Source organism: Hydrogenoanaerobacterium saccharovorans, from assembly GCF_016901815.1.
In the GTDB taxonomy this organism is placed as follows: Bacteria; Bacillota; Clostridia; order Oscillospirales; family Ruminococcaceae; genus Avimicrobium; species Avimicrobium caecorum.
Genome location: NZ_JACSNR010000009.1, coordinates 1 through 18,137, shown reverse-complemented (window position 1 = coordinate 18,137; position 18,137 = coordinate 1). Strand labels below are relative to the sequence as shown.

Below are 18,137 nucleotides of genomic sequence, written 5' to 3'. Positions count from 1 at the left end.
TTTATGCAGGAGAGAAGAGCTTATGGCAACACGACGCGATGATATTCGCAATTTTTCGATAATCGCACACATTGACCACGGCAAATCCACTCTGGCGGACCGGATTCTGGAGAACACCGAAACGGTTGCCCGCCGGGATATGGAAGATCAGCTGCTGGACAATATGGATATTGAGCGGGAGCGGGGCATTACCATCAAGGCCCGGGCGGTAAATCTGCGCTATCATGCCAAGGACGGCAAGGATTACACCTTCAATCTCATTGATACTCCCGGTCATGTGGACTTCAACTATGAGGTATCCCGGTCGCTGGCAGCCTGTGAAGGAGCGGTGCTGGTGGTGGATGCCTCCCAGGGCATCGAAGCCCAGACCCTTGCCAATACCTATCTGGCACTGGAACACGACCTGGAGATTGTGCCGGTCATCAACAAGATCGACCTTCCCGCCGCCGATCCGGAGCGGGTCGCCCATGAGATCGAAGATGTCATCGGTATCCCGGCGCTGGATGCTCCCCGGATCTCTGCCAAGACCGGCCTCAATGTGGAGGAGGTGCTGGAGCGGATCGTCACCGATATTCCCGGCCCGCTGGATACCAGCAGTGAACCGCTGCGGGCGCTGATCTTCGACAGTTACTATGACAGCTACCGGGGCGTCATCGTCTATATCCGTCTGGTGGACGGCAAGGTAAAGCCCGGCGACCGCATCCGCATGATGGCTACCGGGGCAGAGTTCTCGGTGGTGGAGGTGGGCCACATGGGTGCCACTTCGCTGATCCCCTGCGGCGAGCTCACCTCGGGCGAAGTCGGTTATCTCACTGCCAGCATCAAGAGCGTAGCGGATACCCGGGTAGGTGATACCGTCACTCTGGCAGCCACACCGGCATCGGAACCGCTGCCCGGCTACCGCAAGGTCAATCCCATGGTCTTTTCGGGCATCTATCCGGTGGACGGCGCCAAGTATCCCGATCTCCGGGACGCTCTGGAAAAGCTGCAGCTCAACGATGCGGCTCTGTCCTTTGAGCCGGAGACATCCATTGCTCTGGGCTTTGGTTTCCGGTGCGGCTTCCTGGGACTGCTGCACATGGAGATTATCCAGGAGCGTCTGGAGCGGGAGTACAATCTCGATCTGATCACCACCGCACCCAGTGTAATCTATAAGATCCATCTCACCGACGGCACCGATCTGGAGATCGATAACCCCACCAATTATCCCGACCCGTCCACCATCGCGTCGGCGGAGGAACCCATGGTGAAGGCGAGCATCTTCACACCGGCCCAGTATATCGGCAATATTATGGAGCTGTGTCAGGAGCGCCGGGGCGAGTATATTGATACCAAGTATCTGGATACCGACCGGGTGGAACTGCATTACCGGCTGCCGCTCAATGAGATCATCTATGATTTCTTCGACAGTCTCAAATCCCGCACCCGGGGTTATGCGTCCTTTGACTATGAGCTGTCGGGCTATCAGCCTTCCAAGCTGGTGAAGCTGGATATTCTTCTCAATGGCGAGAGTGTGGATGCCCTGTCCTTTATTATCCATGCGGACAAGGCCTATCCCCGTGCCAGAGCCATGGTGGAAAAGCTCAAGGAACACATTCCGCGGCAGATGTTTGAAGTGCCGATCCAGGCAGCCATTGGCGGCAAGGTTATTGCCCGTGAAACGGTCAAGGCCCTGCGTAAGGACGTACTTGCCAAGTGTTACGGCGGCGATATTACCCGAAAGAAGAAGCTGCTGGAGAAGCAGAAGGAAGGCAAGAAGCGGATGCGTCAGTTTGGCAGCGTAGAAGTGCCGCAGGAGGCATTCATGGCTGTACTCAAGCTGGACAGCTGAGGAGGAACCCGTCATGGATAAGGAAACCATCGAAAAATTCGACCTCCGGCAGTTTGTAAAGAGCTGGCTGCTGCCGCTGGCTGCGGAGATTGCCATTCTGCTGGTGATCTTCAATTTTGTAATCAACATCACCTATGTGCCCACCGGCAGTATGATCCCCACCATTTCGGAGCACAGCGTGCTGATCTCGCTGCGGGAGTACAATACCGATGAGCTCCAGCGGGGGGAGATCTATTCCTTCCACAGTGACGAGCTGGGCAAGACGCTGATCAAGCGCCTCATCGGACTGCCCGGGGAAACGGTGCGCATTGAGGGCAACGGCAATATCTATATCAACGATGTCCGTCTGGACGAGCCCTATGTGAAGAACCAGGAATATGGCTATACCGGGACTTTTGAGGTACCGGAGGGCTGTTACTTCTTCCTGGGGGACAACCGTTCCGGTTCCAGTGATGCCCGCTATTGGGATAACCCCTATATCGAAGCGGAGGATGTCATCAGCCGGGCGGTATTCACCATCTTCCCCTTCTCCGACTTCGGCTTCTTAGAATAAGCGCACAGCAGAAAGCACCCTCAGATGAGGGTGCTTTTTTGATGCCCGGCGGGGAAGCCTCCCTTCCGCCCTGTTCCGCTCTCCCCGTCTGCCGCCCCCACTCTCCCCAGGATCGCAGGCGTACCAGAGCGCCGCCCCACCCTTCCAGCCCGCTGAGCCCATCTGTAACCTCTCCACCGCACACCACTCCACCCAACCACCCCGGCTCACGCTCCCCCGCATTCCCCAATCCCCCGGGATTTGCCCGGGAACCGCAGACCTGCTATAATGGGGGCAAAGAATTGCGGCACAGGGGCCATCTCCGGCACGACCCGCCCGGCTGGCCTCTGCCCGGTCAATCCATCGGAGGGAGGTTTTCACATGACCGATGTGCATATCCATATCGAACGGGGCCCCTATACCAGGGAGTGGATCAGCCGGTTTGCGGATCAGGCAGTCAAAGCCGGCCTGGACGAGATCTGGCTGCTGGAGCATTCCTTCCGTTTCCGGGAGTTTGCCCCCATGTATGAGCCGGTGTGCGCCTACAACGACTATCAGAAAAACTGGTACCTCAGCCGGGTAGGCCCGTCCATCGGGGAGTACCAGGCGCTGATCTCGGAAATGCGGAAGCAGCAGTTCCCGGTGCGAATCCGATGGGGACTGGAAATCTGTTACCTTCCCGGGTATGAGTCCCTGATCCGGGAGCAGCTCCGTGCCTTTCCCTACGACTTTGCGGTGGGTTCCATCCATTGGGTGGAGGGCTTCGGCTTCGATCACAAGGCGGAGTTCTGGGAGGGAAAGGACCCGGAAGCCCTCTACCGGAGCTACTACGCCCTGATGCTTCAAATGGTGAAAACCGGGCTGTTTTCGGGGGTTGCCCATCCGGATTCCATCAAGTGTTTCCATCACTATCCCACCGGGGATTTTTCCTCTGTCTACCGGGAGCTGGCGGACGAGCTCAACGCCCGCGGCATGTACGCCGAGCAGAGCGGCGGCCTTGCGCTGAACTATGGGTTTGAGGAGCGGGGCATGAACCGGACCATGCTGGATATTTTCCGGAGCCGCAATGTTGCCATCCGCTTTGCTTCGGATGCCCACCGTCCGGAAGATGTGGGCGCCAATATAGCAGAGATGCAGTCTGCCCTGCTGGTATAGTCTGCCTGTCCCCATACGCAAAAAAAGCACACCGGCAAAGGGGTTCTTCCTCGCTGGTGTGTTTTTGATTTCTGTGCCTGGGTCAAAGTCCCGGCATTTTATCTTCTGATCAGGACTTGCCGGGATACCGCCCGCCAAAGCCAACGCCGTGCCCGGCTCAGAACCTCCCGGCATCTGATCCGCTTACCGGCATTCGCCCGAGTGATGTCCGCCGCAGGTGTGCTCACCACAGTCATGCTCGCCGCAGGTATGGCCTTCCTCATGGTGATGATTGCAGGTGGTGTCCGGGTCAAAGGCCAGGTTTCCGGCAGCCAGCTGCTGCACTGCCGCCAGGGCGTCGCCGGATACACCGGGATAGAGCTCAATTCCAGCCTGAGCCAGAGCGGTGCGGGCGCCGGCGCCGATGCCGCCGCAGATGAGCTTTTCAGCGCCCAGACCGTGCAGGAAGCCAGCCAGTGCGCTGTGACCGCTGCCCAGTACCGGAACCACTTCCGAGCGGATCACCTGTCCATTTTCCACTTCCGCCACGAGGAACTGCCGGCAGTGTCCGAAATGTCCGAAGACCTGTCCGTTTTCATAGGTTACCGCAATTTTCATTGTATCTGATCGCTCCTTGTTCGGTTTGTCCGGCTGTGCGGGCCGGGCTTGTTAGCTTCATCTTACTCCTTTGTCAGGGTCCTGTCAAGCAAGCCTTGTGGGAAGTGACAGATTTCCCGCTGTATTTTCTCCATAATGCCAAAATTCTCCGGGCATGGATCAATTTTATGAAAAAAGGGCATCTTTCTTCTTGCAACCATGGACCACAGGATTGTATAATAGAGGAAAGATGCAGGAGAGCATGGTGTTCTCCTGCAAAATCACAGAAAAATGAGGTGCAGTGATCCATGGAAAAACTCCGCGTGCTGTTTGTAGGCAACAGCCATACTTTCTTCAATGATATGCCCACGATTTTTCAGATGTTCTGCCGGGAAAACGGTATTGACGCTGAAGTAGTCATGCAGGCACATCCGGGTGTACATCTGAGCTGGCATCTGTCCCAGCAGTGGGAACTGCGGTACGGCCTGGTACAGGGACATTTTGATTATATGGTATTCCAGCAGGCAGCGCATCCCTGTCCGCCCATGGAGGAGACCCTGCAGGACGGCAGCAGGATTGTAGAGCTGGCCCGGGCACAGGGTGTCAAGCCCATTGCCACCATCACCTGGTGCGAGCGCCGCTTCCCGGAAAACCAGCAGAAGATGTATGAGATCTTCGATGCTCTGCGGGAAAAGACCGGTATCTGCTGTTCGCCGGTAGGCCAGGTATTCCAGCGGGTCGAGCGGGAGGAAAAGGACATTGACCTCTATTGGGTGGATGGCGAACATGCCTCCATGTATGGCAGCTATGTAATTGCCGCCTGTGCCTTTGCCCGGATCACCGGCAAGAGCCCCATCGGCCTGCCCTATCGTTCCATCTGCAGCGTGCCCATGGACCACGAGAAGTTCGCCCAGGTCAGCGAGCTGCGCCGTCAGGCCGAGGCCGAAGCCGATCCCGCCAAAAAGGAAGCTCTCACCGCCCAGGCCAACCAGCTCTCGGCGAAGGCCTTCACTCCCATCTATGACCGGGAGAAGCTGTGGGTGGATCTGGAAGCGGACAAGGCTGCCCGTCTGCAGAAGATCATCGCAGAGGAAATTGCCAAGTATGACGCAGCCCATCAGGGTTAAGCAAGCGATCCGGACAATCCGTTCCCATCTCGGGGGACGGATTGTTTTTTTGCCGGAGGGATTTGCCCCGGCGCGCAAATCGTGCTACAATAGACCCACACACCCCACAGGAGGACAGAACCATGATTTTATCGGGAAAGGAAATCCTCCGGCATCTGGGCAAGGAGATCATCATTGAGCCATTCGACCCCAGCCGGATCAATCCCAACAGTTATAATCTTTCGCTTGCCAATGAACTGCTGGTCTATGAAAACGACCTGCTGGACATGAAGACCCCGAATCCCACCCGGCACATCACCATTCCGCCGGAGGGACTGGTGCTGGAACCGGGGCGGCTGTATCTGGGCCGGACCAACGAGTTCACCCGCACCGACAAATATATCCCCATGCTGGAGGGTCGTTCCTCCACCGGACGGCTGGGACTGTTTATCCATGTCACAGCGGGATTTGGTGATGTCGGTTTTGCGGGCTACTGGACGCTGGAGATCTTCTGTGTCCAGCCCATCCGCATCTATCCGGATGTCCAGATCTGCCAGATCTATTACCATGACATTGACGGCGAATATGAGCCCTACCAGAGCGGCAAATACCAGAACAATACCGGCATTCAGCCCAGCCTGATGTACCGGGATTTTGAGAAGTAAGCGCCGGAAACAGCACACGGGAGATTTTCCACACCCTGCCGGGGAGCAGGTGGAAAACCTCCCGTGTTTTATTCTGATTCGGGGCTGTATTCTCCGCACCAGCGCTGGCTGCCAAATACACTGCCCGGCTTGCCCTGGGGGTACTTGCCGCAGATGCCGGATTTCTCACTCCGGTACCGACAGTCCCGGCAAATCAGCTCCTCATTCCGTATGAGCCTCGGGGCAGTCCGTTCGTCCCATTCAAACCGGGACACCTCCCGTTTTGTTTTGTCCATATCCTTCCCTCCTGTTTCTGTTTCGTCCGCCGGGGAACCCTTGCCGGTTCACAGGCCTTTGCCCGGCTCACCTGTTCCGCAAAGACCACCGCTCAAACCGCTGCCCGCCGCCAGCTTCCTCCGCACACGGAAATCTCCGCCCAGTCCACAGCACCGCAGCCCTTCGCACAGCCCGCATTTTTCCACATCAGACTGCCGCCGCTGTGGAAAATCACATGCCGGTGTCCTCGATCCAGTGGATGGGGTGGCTCTCCCAGTAGCCTTTCCACACATAGTCCGCCGGTTCGGTCAGGTTCAGCTGATAGAACCGGAACGCCACCCATTCCTTTTTGGGCTCCACCCGCTCCCGGTAGGTGTAGCGGTAGGTCATGCCGATGTTCTGCATCACACCGCCGCTGCGGGGATTGAGGACATCATGGGTCGCCGTGAGAAAGGGCAGTTCCCCGTCCCTGCGCACCTGTTCCACCACCGCCCGGGCCGCTTCGGTCATCAGTCCCCGGTGCCAGCAGGCCTTTTCCAGTCCGTAGCCCAGGTCGTGCGCCTCTCCGGGTGCGATGTTCACATAGCCCACCGGGCGTTCCGGCTCCTCCCGCAGACAGACCGCATACCGCCAGCCCGTTTCGGTGCGGTAGGTGTCCAGGAACCGCTCCCACAGGAACTTCTCTGCCTCCGCCAGCGTTTCCACCGGGAACCAGGGCAGGAAGCGGTTCACCTCCCGGTCCCGGAGCAGCTCCCACAGAGCCGGGGCATCTTCCGGCACAAACCGCCGCAGAATCAGCCGGGGTGTTTCCAGCCGGGGCGTGTTGCGTGGATTTTCCATCTCAGATCCCTCCTGTTCTGTCTGCATCCTATCATGTTTTCCGACCCCATACAACCCTCCCATACGCAAAAAAGAGCTTCCCCCATCCCGAGGGAAGCTCTTTTGTTATACAGTCAGATATATTTCGCCAGGATTATACACGATGCATGAGATCGGTATAGGTAGGCATGGGCCAGCAGGCGCTGTCCACATGGGTTTCGGCGTCATCGCAGACAGCCCGGAGGGCATCCATTCTCGGACGCACCAGATCCACCATGGCACGGGCCTTTTCGGCGGCGCAGCCGGTCTGTTCAGCGGACTGAACTGCCGCAGCCAGTTCCCGGTTGGCCCGGATAATGCCGCTGACATCTTCGGACAGGGCCGAGATCTGTTCCTTGAGCTCATCGTTATAGAGGTTGAGCTTTGCCATGTTCTCATAGGAGCCTGCCAGATCACCGGCATACTTTGCCACAGCGGGAAGGATCTGACGTTCTGCCATTTCCATCATCACATGGGCTTCGATGCCGATCACCTTTTCGATGCCTTCCACGAGGATCTCATACCGGGATTCGCACTCGGGACGGGAGAGAACCTGCTGCCGTTCAAAGAGGGCAATGTTCTTTTCGTCCAGGTAAGCGGGAGCCACATCCAGGGCGGTCTTGAAGATGGGCAGACCACGGCGGGCTGCTTCTTCCTCCCACTCCTTGGAGTAGTTGTTGCCGTTGAAGAGGATGCGGCCATGCTGTTCGAGGGTTTCACGGATGATGGCTACCACAGTTTCATCCCGTTTTTCGGGGCCGGCCTCTTCCAGACGGTCCGCGAACTGCTGGAACACATCCGCGAGGATGGTGTTGATAAAGGCATCCGGCACAGCGGCGGACTGGGTGGAACCCACCATACGGAACTCGAACTTGTTGCCGGTGAAGGCAAAGGGCGAGGTACGGTTGCGGTCGGAGTCGTCCTTGAGGACGCCGGGCAGCACAGGAGCACCGATGCGCATATAGCTGCGGTCGCCATGAACCATGTTTTCGCCATGGGCAGTCTTATAGAGGATACTGCTCAGGTAGTCGCCCAGGAAGATGGAGATAATGGCCGGCGGAGCCTCAAAGCCGCCCAGACGATGGTCGTTGCTGGCGGTGGCAGAGGAGAGACGCAGCAGGTCAGCATATTCGTCCACACCCTTGATAAAGGCGCAGAGGATCAGCTGGAACTGCAGGTTCTGCTCCGGCTTCTTGCCGGGCGAGAGCAGGTTGATGCCGTCATCGGTCATCAGGGAGTAGTTGTGATGCTTACCCGAGCCATTGGTGCCCCGGAAAGGCTTTTCATGCAGCAGGCAGGCCAGACCCTTTTCCTTGGCAACCACCCGCAGTACTTCCATCACCAGCTGGTTGCGGTCGCAGTCCACATTGGCGATGTCGAATACCGAAGCCAGCTCATGCTGAGCCGGGGCAGCTTCGTTGTGTTCACTCTTGGCGGGGACGCCCAGTTCCCACAGCCGGCGGTCCACTTCATGCATGAAGTCGGAGATCCGGATGCGGATGCGTCCGCAGTAGTGGTCATCCAGTTCCTGGGCCTTGGCGGGCTTGGCGCCGAAGAGGGTGCGTCCGCACAGCTTGAGATCCAGGCGCTGTTCATAGCGCTGACGGTCCACCAGGAAGTACTCCTGTTCATTGCCGCAGTAGGGGGCCAGCCGGCGGGAAGTGGTGTTGCCCAGAGCCCGGAGCAGCCGGATGCCCTGCTTATTGAGGGCAGCCATGGAACGCAGCTGCGGGGTTTTGGTGTCCAGTGCCAGACCGGTATAGGAACAGAAGGCGGTGGGAATAAACAGGGTCTGATCCCGGATAAAGGCGGGAGAAGTGGGGTCCCAGGAGGTATAACCACGGGCTTCGAAGGTAGCACGGAGGCCGCCATTGGGGAAGGAGGAAGCATCGGGTTCACTCTGGATCAGATCCTTGGACGAGAACTCCATGATAACATTGCCATTATTATTATTATCAGGCATAATGAAGGCCTCATGTTTTCCAGCGGTGATATTGGTCATAGGCTGGAACCAATGAGAATAGTGGGTGGCGCCGTTTTCCACAGCCCAATCACGCATGGCAGCAGCCACAGCTCCTGCGATTGTACTGTCGAGTTCGGTACCCATGCGCTGTGTCAGTTTCAGACTTTCATACACATCGCGGGGCAGTCTTTGGGACATTACAGCATCACTGAATACTTTGATGCCATAGGTTTTGGTAATATCCATACTCTGTCTTCCTTTCTGCTTGAAAAATAATAATGGCAAATGATCAGATGCCGGAGAACCCGGTCATCTAATATTCATCAGTATACAACATTTTATTTTGTTTGTTAAGGGAAAGTTTTGAAATTTTGAAAGATTTTTTCCCATAGCGCCGGGATTTTCGGGAAACAGAGGCACAAGTCTGCATCGAGGAGGGTAAAATGCAGGAATTCCTTCAAATCAGCAATCGAGCAGTGATATTGACAAGCGAAAGCCGGGTCGTTACAATGAAAGCAGAGCAAAATACTCTCAAATCCCGGGAAGGAGGTGGACGGGGCGATGGGGGAACTATACTGGATTGCGTTATCCTATCATCTGCCGAGTGATTCGAGCAAGAGCCGGGTTTATTTATGGCGGAAGCTGCGGGAACTGGGCGCCGAGAATCTGCGGCCGGGGATTGCGGTACTGCCCCGGACACCGGAAAATCTGCGGCGGATGCGGCAGCTTCTGCAGAAGATCCGGGAGATGGACGGCGAAGGGACGCTGGCAGAGATGCGTTTTCTGGAGGAATCAGCGGAACAGGCGATGGTGGAGCAGTTTTCGGCCCAGGCCCGGAGCGGCTATGACCGTGTGATCCGGCGGGGCATGGAGCTGATGCAGAAGAAGCCCGACTCCCGGGAGCTGGGACGGCTGCAGCGGGATCTGGAACAGGCGCAGCGGCAGGACTACTTCCATACCGGACTGACCGGGGAACTCCGGGGCGGCCTGGAACAGCTGCTTCACGCCGCCGGGGAGAGCGTGCACGAGTTTGCCGATGCCTTCCGGGAACTGCTGGACGAAAAGGACAACTGAATCCAACCGCACAGCCCCTGAGATTCTCAGGGGCTTTTTTGCGCCATACCCGCCAGCGGACGCATCATGCCGCACAAGCGGTCACACGCCGCCCAATCCGCTGACCGCCGACCTTCCCGCCACGCAGGCACAGACCCACACGCCCCAGCCGCCCAGCCCGCTATCCTCGCCTCTCACCAACTCCCCCATTCCCGCACATCTCTCCAGCTCCTCTGACCCATATAAAAATCCCGGAAGCAGACCGCCTCCGGGATTTTTTTATATCAGGCTCAGTGCAATCCCCATCACAGCGGAGGCTCCGATGAGCGCTCCCGGGGCAAGGGGCTTTTTACGCAGGCCCAGGCTTGCCAGCTCTCCCAGGAGCAGCGCACCCAGGACTGCGGCGGCAACGGGGTCAGCACTGCCGCCGGAGAATACCGCATCGGAGCAGAGCCCCACACCCGCCGCCAGGATCAGCCCGGCCAGACAGGGCTTGATACCCTGGAGCGCTGCCCGTACTGCCGGATAGCCCAGCAGACTGCGGAACGCCGCCGAAACCAGCAGGATCAGCACAAAGGAGGGCAGCACCACGCCCAGGGTAGCTGCCAGGGCGCCGGGCAGACCGGCCTCTGCCGCCCCCACATAGGTTGCCAGGTTCACCATAATGGGGCCGGGGGTGGATTCCGCCACGGCTGTGAGGTTCGCAAACATCTGCGCGTCCATCCAGCCATGGCTGAGCACCGTATCCCGGATCAGGGGAATGGCGCCATACGCCCCGCCAAAGGCAAAGGCGCCGATTTTCAGAAAGGCCCAGAACAGTTCCATCATGGGTTCTCTGCCCCCTTTCCGGCGGGGGTATCCCGGAAGAGCAGCACACCGGCGATTCCGGCGAGCAGCATCAGTTCGATGGTGGAGATGGGCCAGCCCAGTACCCGGGCCAGCAGCGCCAGACCAAAGCCCGCAGCTGCCAGTCCGGTACGGAGCGACCGTCCCTGGGGCTTTTTGCGCAGCTTCAGCAGCATTTTGGCGCCGGCTTCCAGAACCAGCACAGCCACTGCCGCCCGGATTCCCCGGAACGCCCACTCCAGCACCGGCAGATCCAGCAGTTCCTCGAAGCAGAAGCTCAGCCCCCAGAACAGCAGAAAGGCCGGCAGGACGATCCCCACTGTCGCCGACACTGCCCCGGCAAGCCCGGCCTGCCGCCAGCCGGTATAGGTGGCGCAGTTGATGGCAATGGGGCCGGGGGTGGACTCTGCCACGACGGTGATGTCCATGAGCTCATCGGCGGTGAGCCACTGGCGTTTTTCCACGCACTCATGGTCGAGCAGGGCGATCATGGCATAGCCGCCGCCGAAGGTCAGTGCCCCGATCCGGAAGAAGGCCCAGAACAGTTCTCCCAGGCGCTTCATTCTTCCATCTCCTTGTGGGTATGGCATTCACAGGCTTCGGGGCCAGGACAGCCCTCCGGCTTCTCCGGGCGGCGGCACTTCTCATGGGGGCGGTGCTCCTCCGGCTCATGCCCGTGACAGCCGCACTCCCCGTGAGGGCGGTGCTCCTCCGGCTCATGCCCGTGACAGCCGCACTCCCCGTGGGGGCGGTGCCCCTCCGGGCCATGCCCGTGACAGCCGCACTCCCCGTGGGGACGGTGCTCCTCCGGGCCATGCCCGTGACAGCCGCACTCCCCGTGGGGGCGGTGCTCCTCCGGGCCATGCCCGTGACATCTCTTGTGGAAGCCAGGTTTGCCCATCTCCGCTGCCAGCATGTGCCGTCGTCCGCAGCCATGCCCGGTCTCCTCCATGGGCGCCTTCCGGGCAGCCTCCGCCAGCTGCATGAACTGTTCGCCCAGCTGTTCCAGAGCCTCGGGCACCAGACGGTAGTGGCTGTGATAGCCCAGCTTTTCCACGGTCACCAGTCCGGCCTCCCGCATCACCCGCAGGTGCTGGGACACCGCCGGTTCGCTGATGCCCAGCATCCGTGCCAGAGAGCGCACACAGTACTGCCGCCGGGTGAGCAGTTCCAGAATCCGCAGCCGCATGGGTTCGCCGATGGCCCGGATCAGTTCTTCTCGTTCCATAGTTGTTTCCTCCTTGGGATTTTGTTCTGTCCCCAGTATACTGCCGCAATCTATTTAAGTCAATACTTAATTAAATATCCCACAAAAAAGGACAGGGCCCGTTTTCCGGACCCTGTCCCTGGATTCATGCTTCGGTGAGGGGGAACCACTGGTACTGTGCCGGGCCCTCATAGCCCCAGGCCCGGGTCATCACCCGGAGCGTCTCCCCTTCCCCGGGGAATACGCCCACAATGCCATATCCTCCAGACATAAAGGAGCGGAAGCCCGCCGATTCAAACTGGTCGAGCACCATATACCGGCTGGAATCCTCCTTGTCCGGGAACCACAGCATCGCTGAATGCGCCCAGCTGTCGGCATCGGTCTCTCCCTGTTCCCGTTTGTAGCCGCCGTCAATGGCCAATACCACGCCGAATTCTCCCTGTACCGCTTCGGTCACCTCCATGCAGTCAGGGTCAATGCCCTGATCCGCACAGTAGTCCCCGGTCAGTTCCAGCAGAGCTGCCGGGTCAGCCACCGGTTCATTTTCCGGCCAGTCGGTTACGGTTCCGGGAACTGCGATCCAGTTCTCCCCATGGATCTGATCGGTCGGCTCTCCCTGCCCTTCGGCATAAAACGACACAGTGTTATAATCGGGGTTCTGTCCCATAGAGAGCCGGGTCTGCCGAAGACCGTCCTCTGTCCGGATGGTCCAGTCCACCTGTTCCAGAGCCGGCAGGGGGAGATCCTCCGTTTCCCAACTGTATGCGTCTGCCCCGAAGAGCGCCTGACCGTTCACCACCACAACTTCTTCTTCCGCAAGATCCCAGCTTGCCTGGTAGAGTTCCGCCCGGCTCTCGTCATAGGGTTCGAATTCCAGCAGAGCCATCTCCTCCGGCAGGAATTCTGCCAGCTTTCCTCCGGGCATCCGCAGGAAGAAACGGTTCTTCTGACCGGCATAGTAGTTGGTGTGATACAGATATTCCGCCCACTCAGGCAGCAAAGGCTCAAGGTTCAGGTTCATCAGCTGGAAAACTCCCTCAGAGCTATCGTCATTCCACTTCTCAACCACCACCACCGGCCCGGCGCCGGTCTGTACCACCGTGTCGTTCACATCGCCCAGCAGCGTCCCGTCCAGACCTACCTTGTACCAGGTGATCTCCTCGCCCTCGTCCTTCCGGAGCTGCCCCAGGCCGTTATCGTCAAAGTCATACCCGAAGGCATATTCCGCCGGCACCAGCACCGACCCATCGGCGGCACGGATGCCATAGCTGCCGTTTTCCTCATAGAGGCAGGGGCGTTCTTCCGGCATGGGAATGAGGGACGGAGCATTTTCCAGCGGTACTGCCACCGCTGCCGCCTTTGTCCCGGAGGACGCAGTCTTTTCCGGTTCTGCCATACTGCTCTGGGAGCTGCCGGAGCTCTCCGGATTCTCCTCCGGTGTGCGGGCTGTACAGCCGGTGAAGAGCAGCGCCGCTGTGAGAGCCAGAGACGCTGCCCGGATCAAAGTCTTTCGTTTCATGGGAAAATCCCCTCCTGTCCTGATTTTTACGCCCCAGCCGATCCGTTCCGGCAGACCAGCTGTTCTCTCTCCCAGGCAAGATAAGCCTCCAGTTCCGGCTGGCAGAGCTTCCAGCAGCAGTCCAGCACAGCGGCATCATCGGCATAGCCTTTGCCGGGGACACTGTCCGGGTAGAGATCCCAGGGCGATACAAAGTAGAGCAGTGCGCTGACCACCTGGGCCATGGCAGCGGCGGAGATGACAGTGTATTCCCCATCCAGATACCGGCGCAGGAGACGCTCCAGCACCGGCACAGCTGCCAATGGTTCTCCGACGGTGCGCACCACCTCTTCCTTCTCCTCCAGACGGAGCAGGAATTTCTGCATCTGACTGGGGCTGGCAAGCAGGCGCTGGGCGTCCACATAGCCGCGCTGCAGGGCTTTCCGAACGGTTTTTTCCTCAAATCGTCGTTCCATCGTCCTCTTCCTTTCTGTCCAGACTGTTGCAAAGCCGCATGGAAAAGGAAAACTCCACTGCTGGCAGGAACCACTCCGGGGACAGCCAGAGAAACCCTCACCCGGGTGTTCCCTTCTGATTCCATCATACCCGCTTTTCCAGAGAAAGGCAAGGTTTCCCCGGGAAAACCGCCCGCAAAAAAGAGCCCTCCGAGGAAGGCTCTTTTTCAGTCGGTATAGAAAGGGAAGGCTTTACCCCCGCACCTGGCCCTCGCCCAACACCACATACTTGTAGGTGGTAAGGGCAGTCAGACCCATGGGGCCGCGGGCATGGAGCTTCTGGGTGGAGATGCCGATCTCAGCGCCCAACCCGAACTCGAATCCATCCGAGAACCGGGTGGAGGCGTTGGCATAGACGCAGGCGCTGTCCACACCCAGCAGGAACTTCTTCACGGTGGTATAGTTCTCGCTGACAATGCAGTCCGAGTGCTTGGTGCTGTACTTGTTGATGTGGGCGATGGCCTCCTCGGCGCTGTCCACCACCTTGACGCTCAGTTCCAGCGCCAGGTATTCCTTGTAGTAGTCCTCCTCGGTGGCGGGCAGGATATGGCTGTCCCAGGTCCGGGCAGTTTCGTCGCCGTGGATCACCACACCCTTTTCCAGCAGAGCCTTCACCGCTGCGGGGCCGAACGCGTCTGCCACAGCACGGTGGATCAGCAGGCTTTCGCAGGCATTGCACACCGAGGTGCGCTGGGTCTTGGCATTCATCAGGATGGGCAGGGCCTTTTCCAGGTCGGCGTCCTTGTCCACATAGACATGGCAGTTGCCGGTACCGGTTTCGATCACCGGGACAGTGGCGTTTTCCACTGTGGAACGGATCAGACCGGCGCCGCCCCGGGGAATGAGCACATCCAGATAGCCCGAGAGCTTCATAAAGGCGGTGGCAGTTTCCCGGGAGGGGTCCTCTACCAGAGCGATGCAGTCGGGGTCCAGCCCGGCTTCGGTCAGAGCCTGGCGCATCAGCTTCACCAGACAGATGTTGGAGCGGAGAATATCCTTGGAGCCCCGGAGGATCACCGCATTGCCCGATTTCAGGCAGAGCACGGCGGCATCCACGGTGACATTGGGACGGGCTTCATAGATCATGCCCACCACGCCCAGGGGCACCCGCATCTGGGAAACGATCAGTCCATTGGGCAGGGTCTCGGCGTGGAGCACTTCTCCGATGGGGTCCTTGAGGGCAGCCACCTGGCGTACTCCTTTCACAATGCCAGCCAGACGCTTTTCGTCCAGGAGCATCCGGTCGAGCAGGTTGGGGGCGATGCCGGAAGCCTTGCCGGCGGCAATATCTTCCGCATTGGCGGCAAAGATTTCCGCGGCGTTTTCTTCCAGGGTGCGGGCAATGGCTTCCAGGGCAGCATTCTTGGCGGGAGCCGCAGCCACCATCAGAGCGCCTGCGGCCCGGCGGGCATTTTCGCCCAGGCGGATCAGGTCAGCGTTCATTCTTCTGCCTCCTTTTCGGCGGGGACAAACAGGGTGCCGGTGAAGTCCCCGGACAGTACGTCATAGAGGATCGCCGGGTCAGCGCCATTGCAGAGCGCTACCGGGATCTGCTTTTCAAAGGCGATCTCCACAGCATGGAGCTTGGTCACCATGCCGCCGGTGCCCACCTTGGAGCCGCTGCCGCCCGCGATGTCATAGAGGGCGGGATCGAAGCCCTCCACCCGTTCGATGAGGGTGGCATCGGGGTGATCGGCGGGGTTTGCGGTATACAGGCCGTCGATGTCGGTGAGCAGCACCAGCAGATCGGCGTCCACCAGACTGGCGGTGATGGCAGACAGGGTATCGTTGTCGCCATAGGCAATTTCGTCCACGGCGATGCTGTCGTTTTCATTGATGATGGGGATCGCACCATAGCGCAGCAGGGTTTCGAGGGTATTCTGTGCGTTTTCCCGGAGGTTTTCGTGGGTGGTGACGTCCTTATGGAGGAGCAGCTGGGCGATGGTCTGACCGTACTCCGAGAAGTACTTGTCATAGATGAACATCAGCTCACACTGTCCCACCGAAGCGGCGGCCTGTTTTTCCTCCATGATACGAGGTCGTTCACGCATGCCCAGTTTTGCCATACCGGCGCCCACAGCGCCCGAGGTCACAAGAATGACCTCCTTGCCCATATTCTTGATGTCGCTGAGGACCATGGCGATCCGGTCGATCTTGCGGAAGTTGATGCCGCCGCCGGAATGGGTCAGCGAACTCGAGCCGATTTTGACTACGATTCGTTTGATGTCAGAAAATTCTTTCATGTTCTTCCGTCCTTTCTGGGATGCGTGAACCGGACAGTGCGTGAAATTCTGTCAGTACAGGAAAGGCTGTAAAAATCAGCCATTCATGCCGGTTTCCTAACAGTTTACCATGGAAAAGGACAGATGTAAATAGCTGCCGGACAAAAGACCGGCGCAAAGAAGAAAAGCCGCTCTCCCACACCGGGGAAAGCGGCAGAAACTGGATAAAAACGGCTTCAGTTCTGATTCCAGCCGAGGATATGCACCAGGATCTGATCGGTGTACCCATAGAGGCTGGCGGGATAGTCCTGGAGGTTGGCGGTGTTGGAGTCCACCAGGTAATCCACCACCTGACCGGAACCATCGGAGACCGGCTGGGTGATTACCACTGTGTGGCGCCAGTCGCTGTCCACTCCCATGTGGATCAGGTCGCCGGGCTCGCCGGTGTCATAGGGAGCGTCCACCTCAGCTGCCAGCCCATAGCCGGTATTGCCGGCGGCGTAGTCGATGAACTGCTTGACCCCCGACCAGGAGCTGGAGCGTCCCCAGGCCACACCCCGGTTGGATACAGTGTCATCGTACCACTTCCAGATATACTCCCCCTGGATGTCCATGGGGATTCCCCCGGCATACAGCACCTGGGAGGCATAGTTCTGGCAGTTGCCGCCCGATCCGGTGTAGTCTGCCCAGTCCCCGCTGCGCTCCTCGATCCACTGATCCGCATAGGCCACTGCCGCCTCCCGGTCATAGGGCTCCTCAGCGGCCTGCGCTGTGGTCTCCTCTGCCGCCTGCTGCTGGCGCAGCTCTGCCTGTTCCACCACCTGTTCCAGATAGCCCGGCACCGCGTCGATGTAGTCCTGGGTGAAATCCAGCCCCCGGAACCGTTCCGGGTCCCACTGTCCATCGGCGTACTCCTCCATATAGGCATAGAGCAGGGTGGACACCAGCGGGTCAAACTGGGAATGACTGCGAATCAGCCAGCCGTCGCCCTCCTGCCGCAGCACAAAGGTGTGACTGGTGTCAAATCGCTTGGAATCCACACCGGGCAGGGCCGCAAAGTTCTGGACACTGTCCTCCGAAAGCCGTACCCGGATGCTGCCGTCCTCATTCTCCTCCGCCGACTCCACCTCCAGCACAAAGGAGTAGCCGGTCAGGGTATAATCCAGCGGTTGAGCCTGCCGGATGCCCACCTGCAGATCCAGAGCGGCGGCGGAGTAGTCCGCCTGATGGGAGTCACAGAAGAACTCCGAGAGATCCTCCGCTTCCAGCTGAGCCAGGGACTGATACCAGCGGTCGAAGAAGGAGAGGAGCAGGCGTTCCTGTTCAGCTGTGAGGGTACTTTCGGCGTCATCGGCATAGACCACGGTTCCGGAGCCCTCCAGCACCAGGATAGCGGAGTCGGACACCGGATCAGTGCGGCCCGCCGCCGTACAGCCGGACAGCAGTACAAGCAGGCTGGCAAGGAACAGAGCAAGGCAAGGTTTCATAAAATCCCTCCGGTGGTGTTTTTTGCCAGTATAGCAGAAGCAGTTAAAAAATTCCTTAAAACCATGGCAATTCCCGCAGACAGATGCCATATAGATCCGGATAAAAGAAAAAACCCTGTTCGAATGAACAGGGTTTGATGTCTGCGCCGACTTATCTTCCCAGGCAGCTTCCCGCCAAGTATTTTCAGCACAGCTGAGCTTAACTTCTGTGTTCGGAATGGGAACAGGTGGATCCTCAGTGTAATAGACACAGACTATTGTGTCGGCGACGACCTATCTTTCCAGGCAGCTTCCCGCCAAGTATTTTCGGCACAGCTGAGCTTAACTTCTGTGTTCGGAATGGGAACAGGTGGGTCCTCAGTGTAATA

General features: G+C 58.8%; 18 protein-coding genes and 2 rRNA genes. 6 read left to right on the top strand and 14 right to left on the bottom strand.

The window, feature by feature from the left end; genetic code table 11:
* Positions 1 to 22: 22 nt before the first annotated feature.
* The 3 genes from lepA (at position 23) to H9X81_RS09235 (ending at position 3,518) form a co-directional block, all read left to right on the top strand.
* The gene (gene lepA, locus H9X81_RS09245) at positions 23 to 1,831 is read left to right on the top strand and encodes a translation elongation factor 4 (RefSeq protein WP_191392663.1); all 1,809 of its coding nucleotides are present in this window, start codon (positions 23 to 25) and stop codon (positions 1,829 to 1,831) included.
* Between the two features lie 13 nt (positions 1,832 to 1,844).
* Complete coding sequence (lepB, locus tag H9X81_RS09240) at positions 1,845 to 2,384, top strand: signal peptidase I (protein ID WP_177504430.1); 540 nt, start codon at positions 1,845 to 1,847, stop codon at positions 2,382 to 2,384.
* A gap of 360 nt (positions 2,385 to 2,744) precedes the next feature.
* Positions 2,745 to 3,518 (top strand): PHP domain-containing protein, encoded by a 774-nt coding sequence (locus H9X81_RS09235; RefSeq protein ID WP_204721478.1) that lies wholly within the window; start codon positions 2,745 to 2,747, stop codon positions 3,516 to 3,518.
* Between the two features lie 183 nt (positions 3,519 to 3,701).
* Here the strand turns inward: H9X81_RS09235 and H9X81_RS09230 are convergent, their stop codons facing one another.
* A complete protein-coding gene (locus tag H9X81_RS09230; RefSeq protein WP_177504431.1) occupies positions 3,702 to 4,115 on the bottom strand; it encodes a NifB/NifX family molybdenum-iron cluster-binding protein in 414 nt (137 codons plus the stop codon).
* A gap of 287 nt (positions 4,116 to 4,402) precedes the next feature.
* Between H9X81_RS09230 and H9X81_RS09225 the strand changes: the two genes are divergently transcribed.
* Entirely contained in the window at positions 4,403 to 5,221 is an 819-nt protein-coding gene (locus H9X81_RS09225; protein WP_204721476.1) for a DUF4886 domain-containing protein, read from the top strand.
* Positions 5,222 to 5,343: 122 nt separating this feature from the next.
* Positions 5,344 to 5,865 carry a dCTP deaminase gene (gene dcd / locus H9X81_RS09220; RefSeq protein ID WP_177504435.1) on the top strand — a complete coding sequence of 174 codons (522 nt, stop codon included), beginning with the start codon at positions 5,344 to 5,346 and terminating at the stop codon, positions 5,863 to 5,865.
* A gap of 68 nt (positions 5,866 to 5,933) precedes the next feature.
* Here dcd and H9X81_RS09215 read toward each other — a convergent pair whose 3' ends face one another.
* The 3 genes from H9X81_RS09215 to H9X81_RS09205 all read right to left on the bottom strand — a co-directional run bounded on the left by H9X81_RS09215 (position 5,934) and on the right by H9X81_RS09205 (position 9,187).
* Entirely contained in the window at positions 5,934 to 6,140 is a 207-nt protein-coding gene (locus H9X81_RS09215) for a hypothetical protein (RefSeq protein WP_204721474.1), read from the bottom strand.
* A gap of 211 nt (positions 6,141 to 6,351) precedes the next feature.
* Positions 6,352 to 6,960: a GNAT family N-acetyltransferase gene (locus H9X81_RS09210; RefSeq protein WP_204721472.1), complete on the bottom strand. Its 609-nt coding sequence runs from the start codon at positions 6,958 to 6,960 to the stop codon at positions 6,352 to 6,354.
* Positions 6,961 to 7,093: 133 nt separating this feature from the next.
* Positions 7,094 to 9,187 (bottom strand): glutamine synthetase III, encoded by a 2,094-nt coding sequence (locus H9X81_RS09205; protein ID WP_204721470.1) that lies wholly within the window; start codon positions 9,185 to 9,187, stop codon positions 7,094 to 7,096.
* A 315-nt stretch (positions 9,188 to 9,502) separates the two neighbouring features.
* Between H9X81_RS09205 and H9X81_RS09200 the strand changes: the two genes are divergently transcribed.
* Positions 9,503 to 10,015 carry a Chromate resistance protein ChrB gene (locus H9X81_RS09200; protein WP_177504441.1) on the top strand — a complete coding sequence of 171 codons (513 nt, stop codon included), beginning with the start codon at positions 9,503 to 9,505 and terminating at the stop codon, positions 10,013 to 10,015.
* A 258-nt stretch (positions 10,016 to 10,273) separates the two neighbouring features.
* Here the strand turns inward: H9X81_RS09200 and H9X81_RS09195 are convergent, their stop codons facing one another.
* From H9X81_RS09195 to rrf (H9X81_RS09150), 10 genes are all read right to left on the bottom strand, one after another.
* Complete coding sequence (locus H9X81_RS09195; protein ID WP_204721468.1) at positions 10,274 to 10,822, bottom strand: chromate transporter; 549 nt, start codon at positions 10,820 to 10,822, stop codon at positions 10,274 to 10,276.
* Positions 10,819 to 11,403: a chromate transporter gene (locus H9X81_RS09190; protein WP_177504445.1), complete on the bottom strand. Its 585-nt coding sequence runs from the start codon at positions 11,401 to 11,403 to the stop codon at positions 10,819 to 10,821. The genes H9X81_RS09195 and H9X81_RS09190 overlap by 4 nt, the downstream gene beginning before the upstream one ends.
* Positions 11,400 to 12,068 carry an ArsR/SmtB family transcription factor gene (locus tag H9X81_RS09185; RefSeq protein WP_204721466.1) on the bottom strand — a complete coding sequence of 223 codons (669 nt, stop codon included), beginning with the start codon at positions 12,066 to 12,068 and terminating at the stop codon, positions 11,400 to 11,402. The genes H9X81_RS09190 and H9X81_RS09185 overlap by 4 nt, the downstream gene beginning before the upstream one ends.
* Positions 12,069 to 12,192: 124 nt before the next feature.
* Positions 12,193 to 13,566, bottom strand: a complete 1,374-nt coding sequence (locus H9X81_RS09180; RefSeq protein ID WP_204721464.1) for a hypothetical protein — start codon at positions 13,564 to 13,566, stop codon at positions 12,193 to 12,195.
* Positions 13,567 to 13,592: 26 nt separating this feature from the next.
* Entirely contained in the window at positions 13,593 to 14,021 is a 429-nt protein-coding gene (locus tag H9X81_RS09175) for a YkvA family protein (RefSeq protein WP_204721462.1), read from the bottom strand.
* Between the two features lie 231 nt (positions 14,022 to 14,252).
* Positions 14,253 to 15,503 carry a glutamate-5-semialdehyde dehydrogenase gene (locus tag H9X81_RS09170; protein ID WP_204721460.1) on the bottom strand — a complete coding sequence of 417 codons (1,251 nt, stop codon included), beginning with the start codon at positions 15,501 to 15,503 and terminating at the stop codon, positions 14,253 to 14,255.
* Positions 15,500 to 16,303 (bottom strand): glutamate 5-kinase, encoded by an 804-nt coding sequence (proB, locus tag H9X81_RS09165; protein ID WP_177504455.1) that lies wholly within the window; start codon positions 16,301 to 16,303, stop codon positions 15,500 to 15,502. The genes H9X81_RS09170 and proB overlap by 4 nt, the downstream gene beginning before the upstream one ends.
* A 215-nt stretch (positions 16,304 to 16,518) precedes the next feature.
* The gene (locus tag H9X81_RS09160; RefSeq protein WP_204721458.1) at positions 16,519 to 17,769 is read right to left on the bottom strand and encodes an amidase domain-containing protein; all 1,251 of its coding nucleotides are present in this window, start codon (positions 17,767 to 17,769) and stop codon (positions 16,519 to 16,521) included.
* A 138-nt stretch (positions 17,770 to 17,907) separates the two neighbouring features.
* Positions 17,908 to 18,024 (bottom strand): 5S ribosomal RNA (gene rrf / locus H9X81_RS09155).
* 5 nt (positions 18,025 to 18,029) lie between these two features.
* Positions 18,030 to 18,137: ribosomal RNA gene (rrf, locus tag H9X81_RS09150) — 5S ribosomal RNA — on the bottom strand; the annotation flags it as partial.

Excerpts from the sequence above, each read along its gene's own strand:
- lepA (WP_191392663.1), top strand. The coding sequence starts at position 23 with ATGGCAACACGACGCGATGATATTCGCAATTTTTCGATAATCGCACAC.
- lepB (WP_177504430.1), top strand. The coding sequence starts at position 1,845 with ATGGATAAGGAAACCATCGAAAAATTCGACCTCCGGCAGTTTGTAAAG.
- H9X81_RS09235 (WP_204721478.1), top strand. The coding sequence starts at position 2,745 with ATGACCGATGTGCATATCCATATCGAACGGGGCCCCTATACCAGGGAG.
- H9X81_RS09230 (WP_177504431.1), bottom strand. The coding sequence starts at position 4,115 with ATGAAAATTGCGGTAACCTATGAAAACGGACAGGTCTTCGGACATTTC.
- H9X81_RS09225 (WP_204721476.1), top strand. The coding sequence starts at position 4,403 with ATGGAAAAACTCCGCGTGCTGTTTGTAGGCAACAGCCATACTTTCTTC.
- dcd (WP_177504435.1), top strand. The coding sequence starts at position 5,344 with ATGATTTTATCGGGAAAGGAAATCCTCCGGCATCTGGGCAAGGAGATC.
- H9X81_RS09215 (WP_204721474.1), bottom strand. The coding sequence starts at position 6,140 with ATGGACAAAACAAAACGGGAGGTGTCCCGGTTTGAATGGGACGAACGG.
- H9X81_RS09210 (WP_204721472.1), bottom strand. The coding sequence starts at position 6,960 with ATGGAAAATCCACGCAACACGCCCCGGCTGGAAACACCCCGGCTGATT.
- H9X81_RS09205 (WP_204721470.1), bottom strand. The coding sequence starts at position 9,187 with ATGGATATTACCAAAACCTATGGCATCAAAGTATTCAGTGATGCTGTA.
- H9X81_RS09200 (WP_177504441.1), top strand. The coding sequence starts at position 9,503 with ATGGGGGAACTATACTGGATTGCGTTATCCTATCATCTGCCGAGTGAT.
- H9X81_RS09195 (WP_204721468.1), bottom strand. The coding sequence starts at position 10,822 with ATGATGGAACTGTTCTGGGCCTTTCTGAAAATCGGCGCCTTTGCCTTT.
- H9X81_RS09190 (WP_177504445.1), bottom strand. The coding sequence starts at position 11,403 with ATGAAGCGCCTGGGAGAACTGTTCTGGGCCTTCTTCCGGATCGGGGCA.
- H9X81_RS09185 (WP_204721466.1), bottom strand. The coding sequence starts at position 12,068 with ATGGAACGAGAAGAACTGATCCGGGCCATCGGCGAACCCATGCGGCTG.
- H9X81_RS09180 (WP_204721464.1), bottom strand. The coding sequence starts at position 13,566 with ATGAAACGAAAGACTTTGATCCGGGCAGCGTCTCTGGCTCTCACAGCG.
- H9X81_RS09175 (WP_204721462.1), bottom strand. The coding sequence starts at position 14,021 with ATGGAACGACGATTTGAGGAAAAAACCGTTCGGAAAGCCCTGCAGCGC.
- H9X81_RS09170 (WP_204721460.1), bottom strand. The coding sequence starts at position 15,503 with ATGAACGCTGACCTGATCCGCCTGGGCGAAAATGCCCGCCGGGCCGCA.
- proB (WP_177504455.1), bottom strand. The coding sequence starts at position 16,303 with ATGAAAGAATTTTCTGACATCAAACGAATCGTAGTCAAAATCGGCTCG.
- H9X81_RS09160 (WP_204721458.1), bottom strand. The coding sequence starts at position 17,769 with ATGAAACCTTGCCTTGCTCTGTTCCTTGCCAGCCTGCTTGTACTGCTG.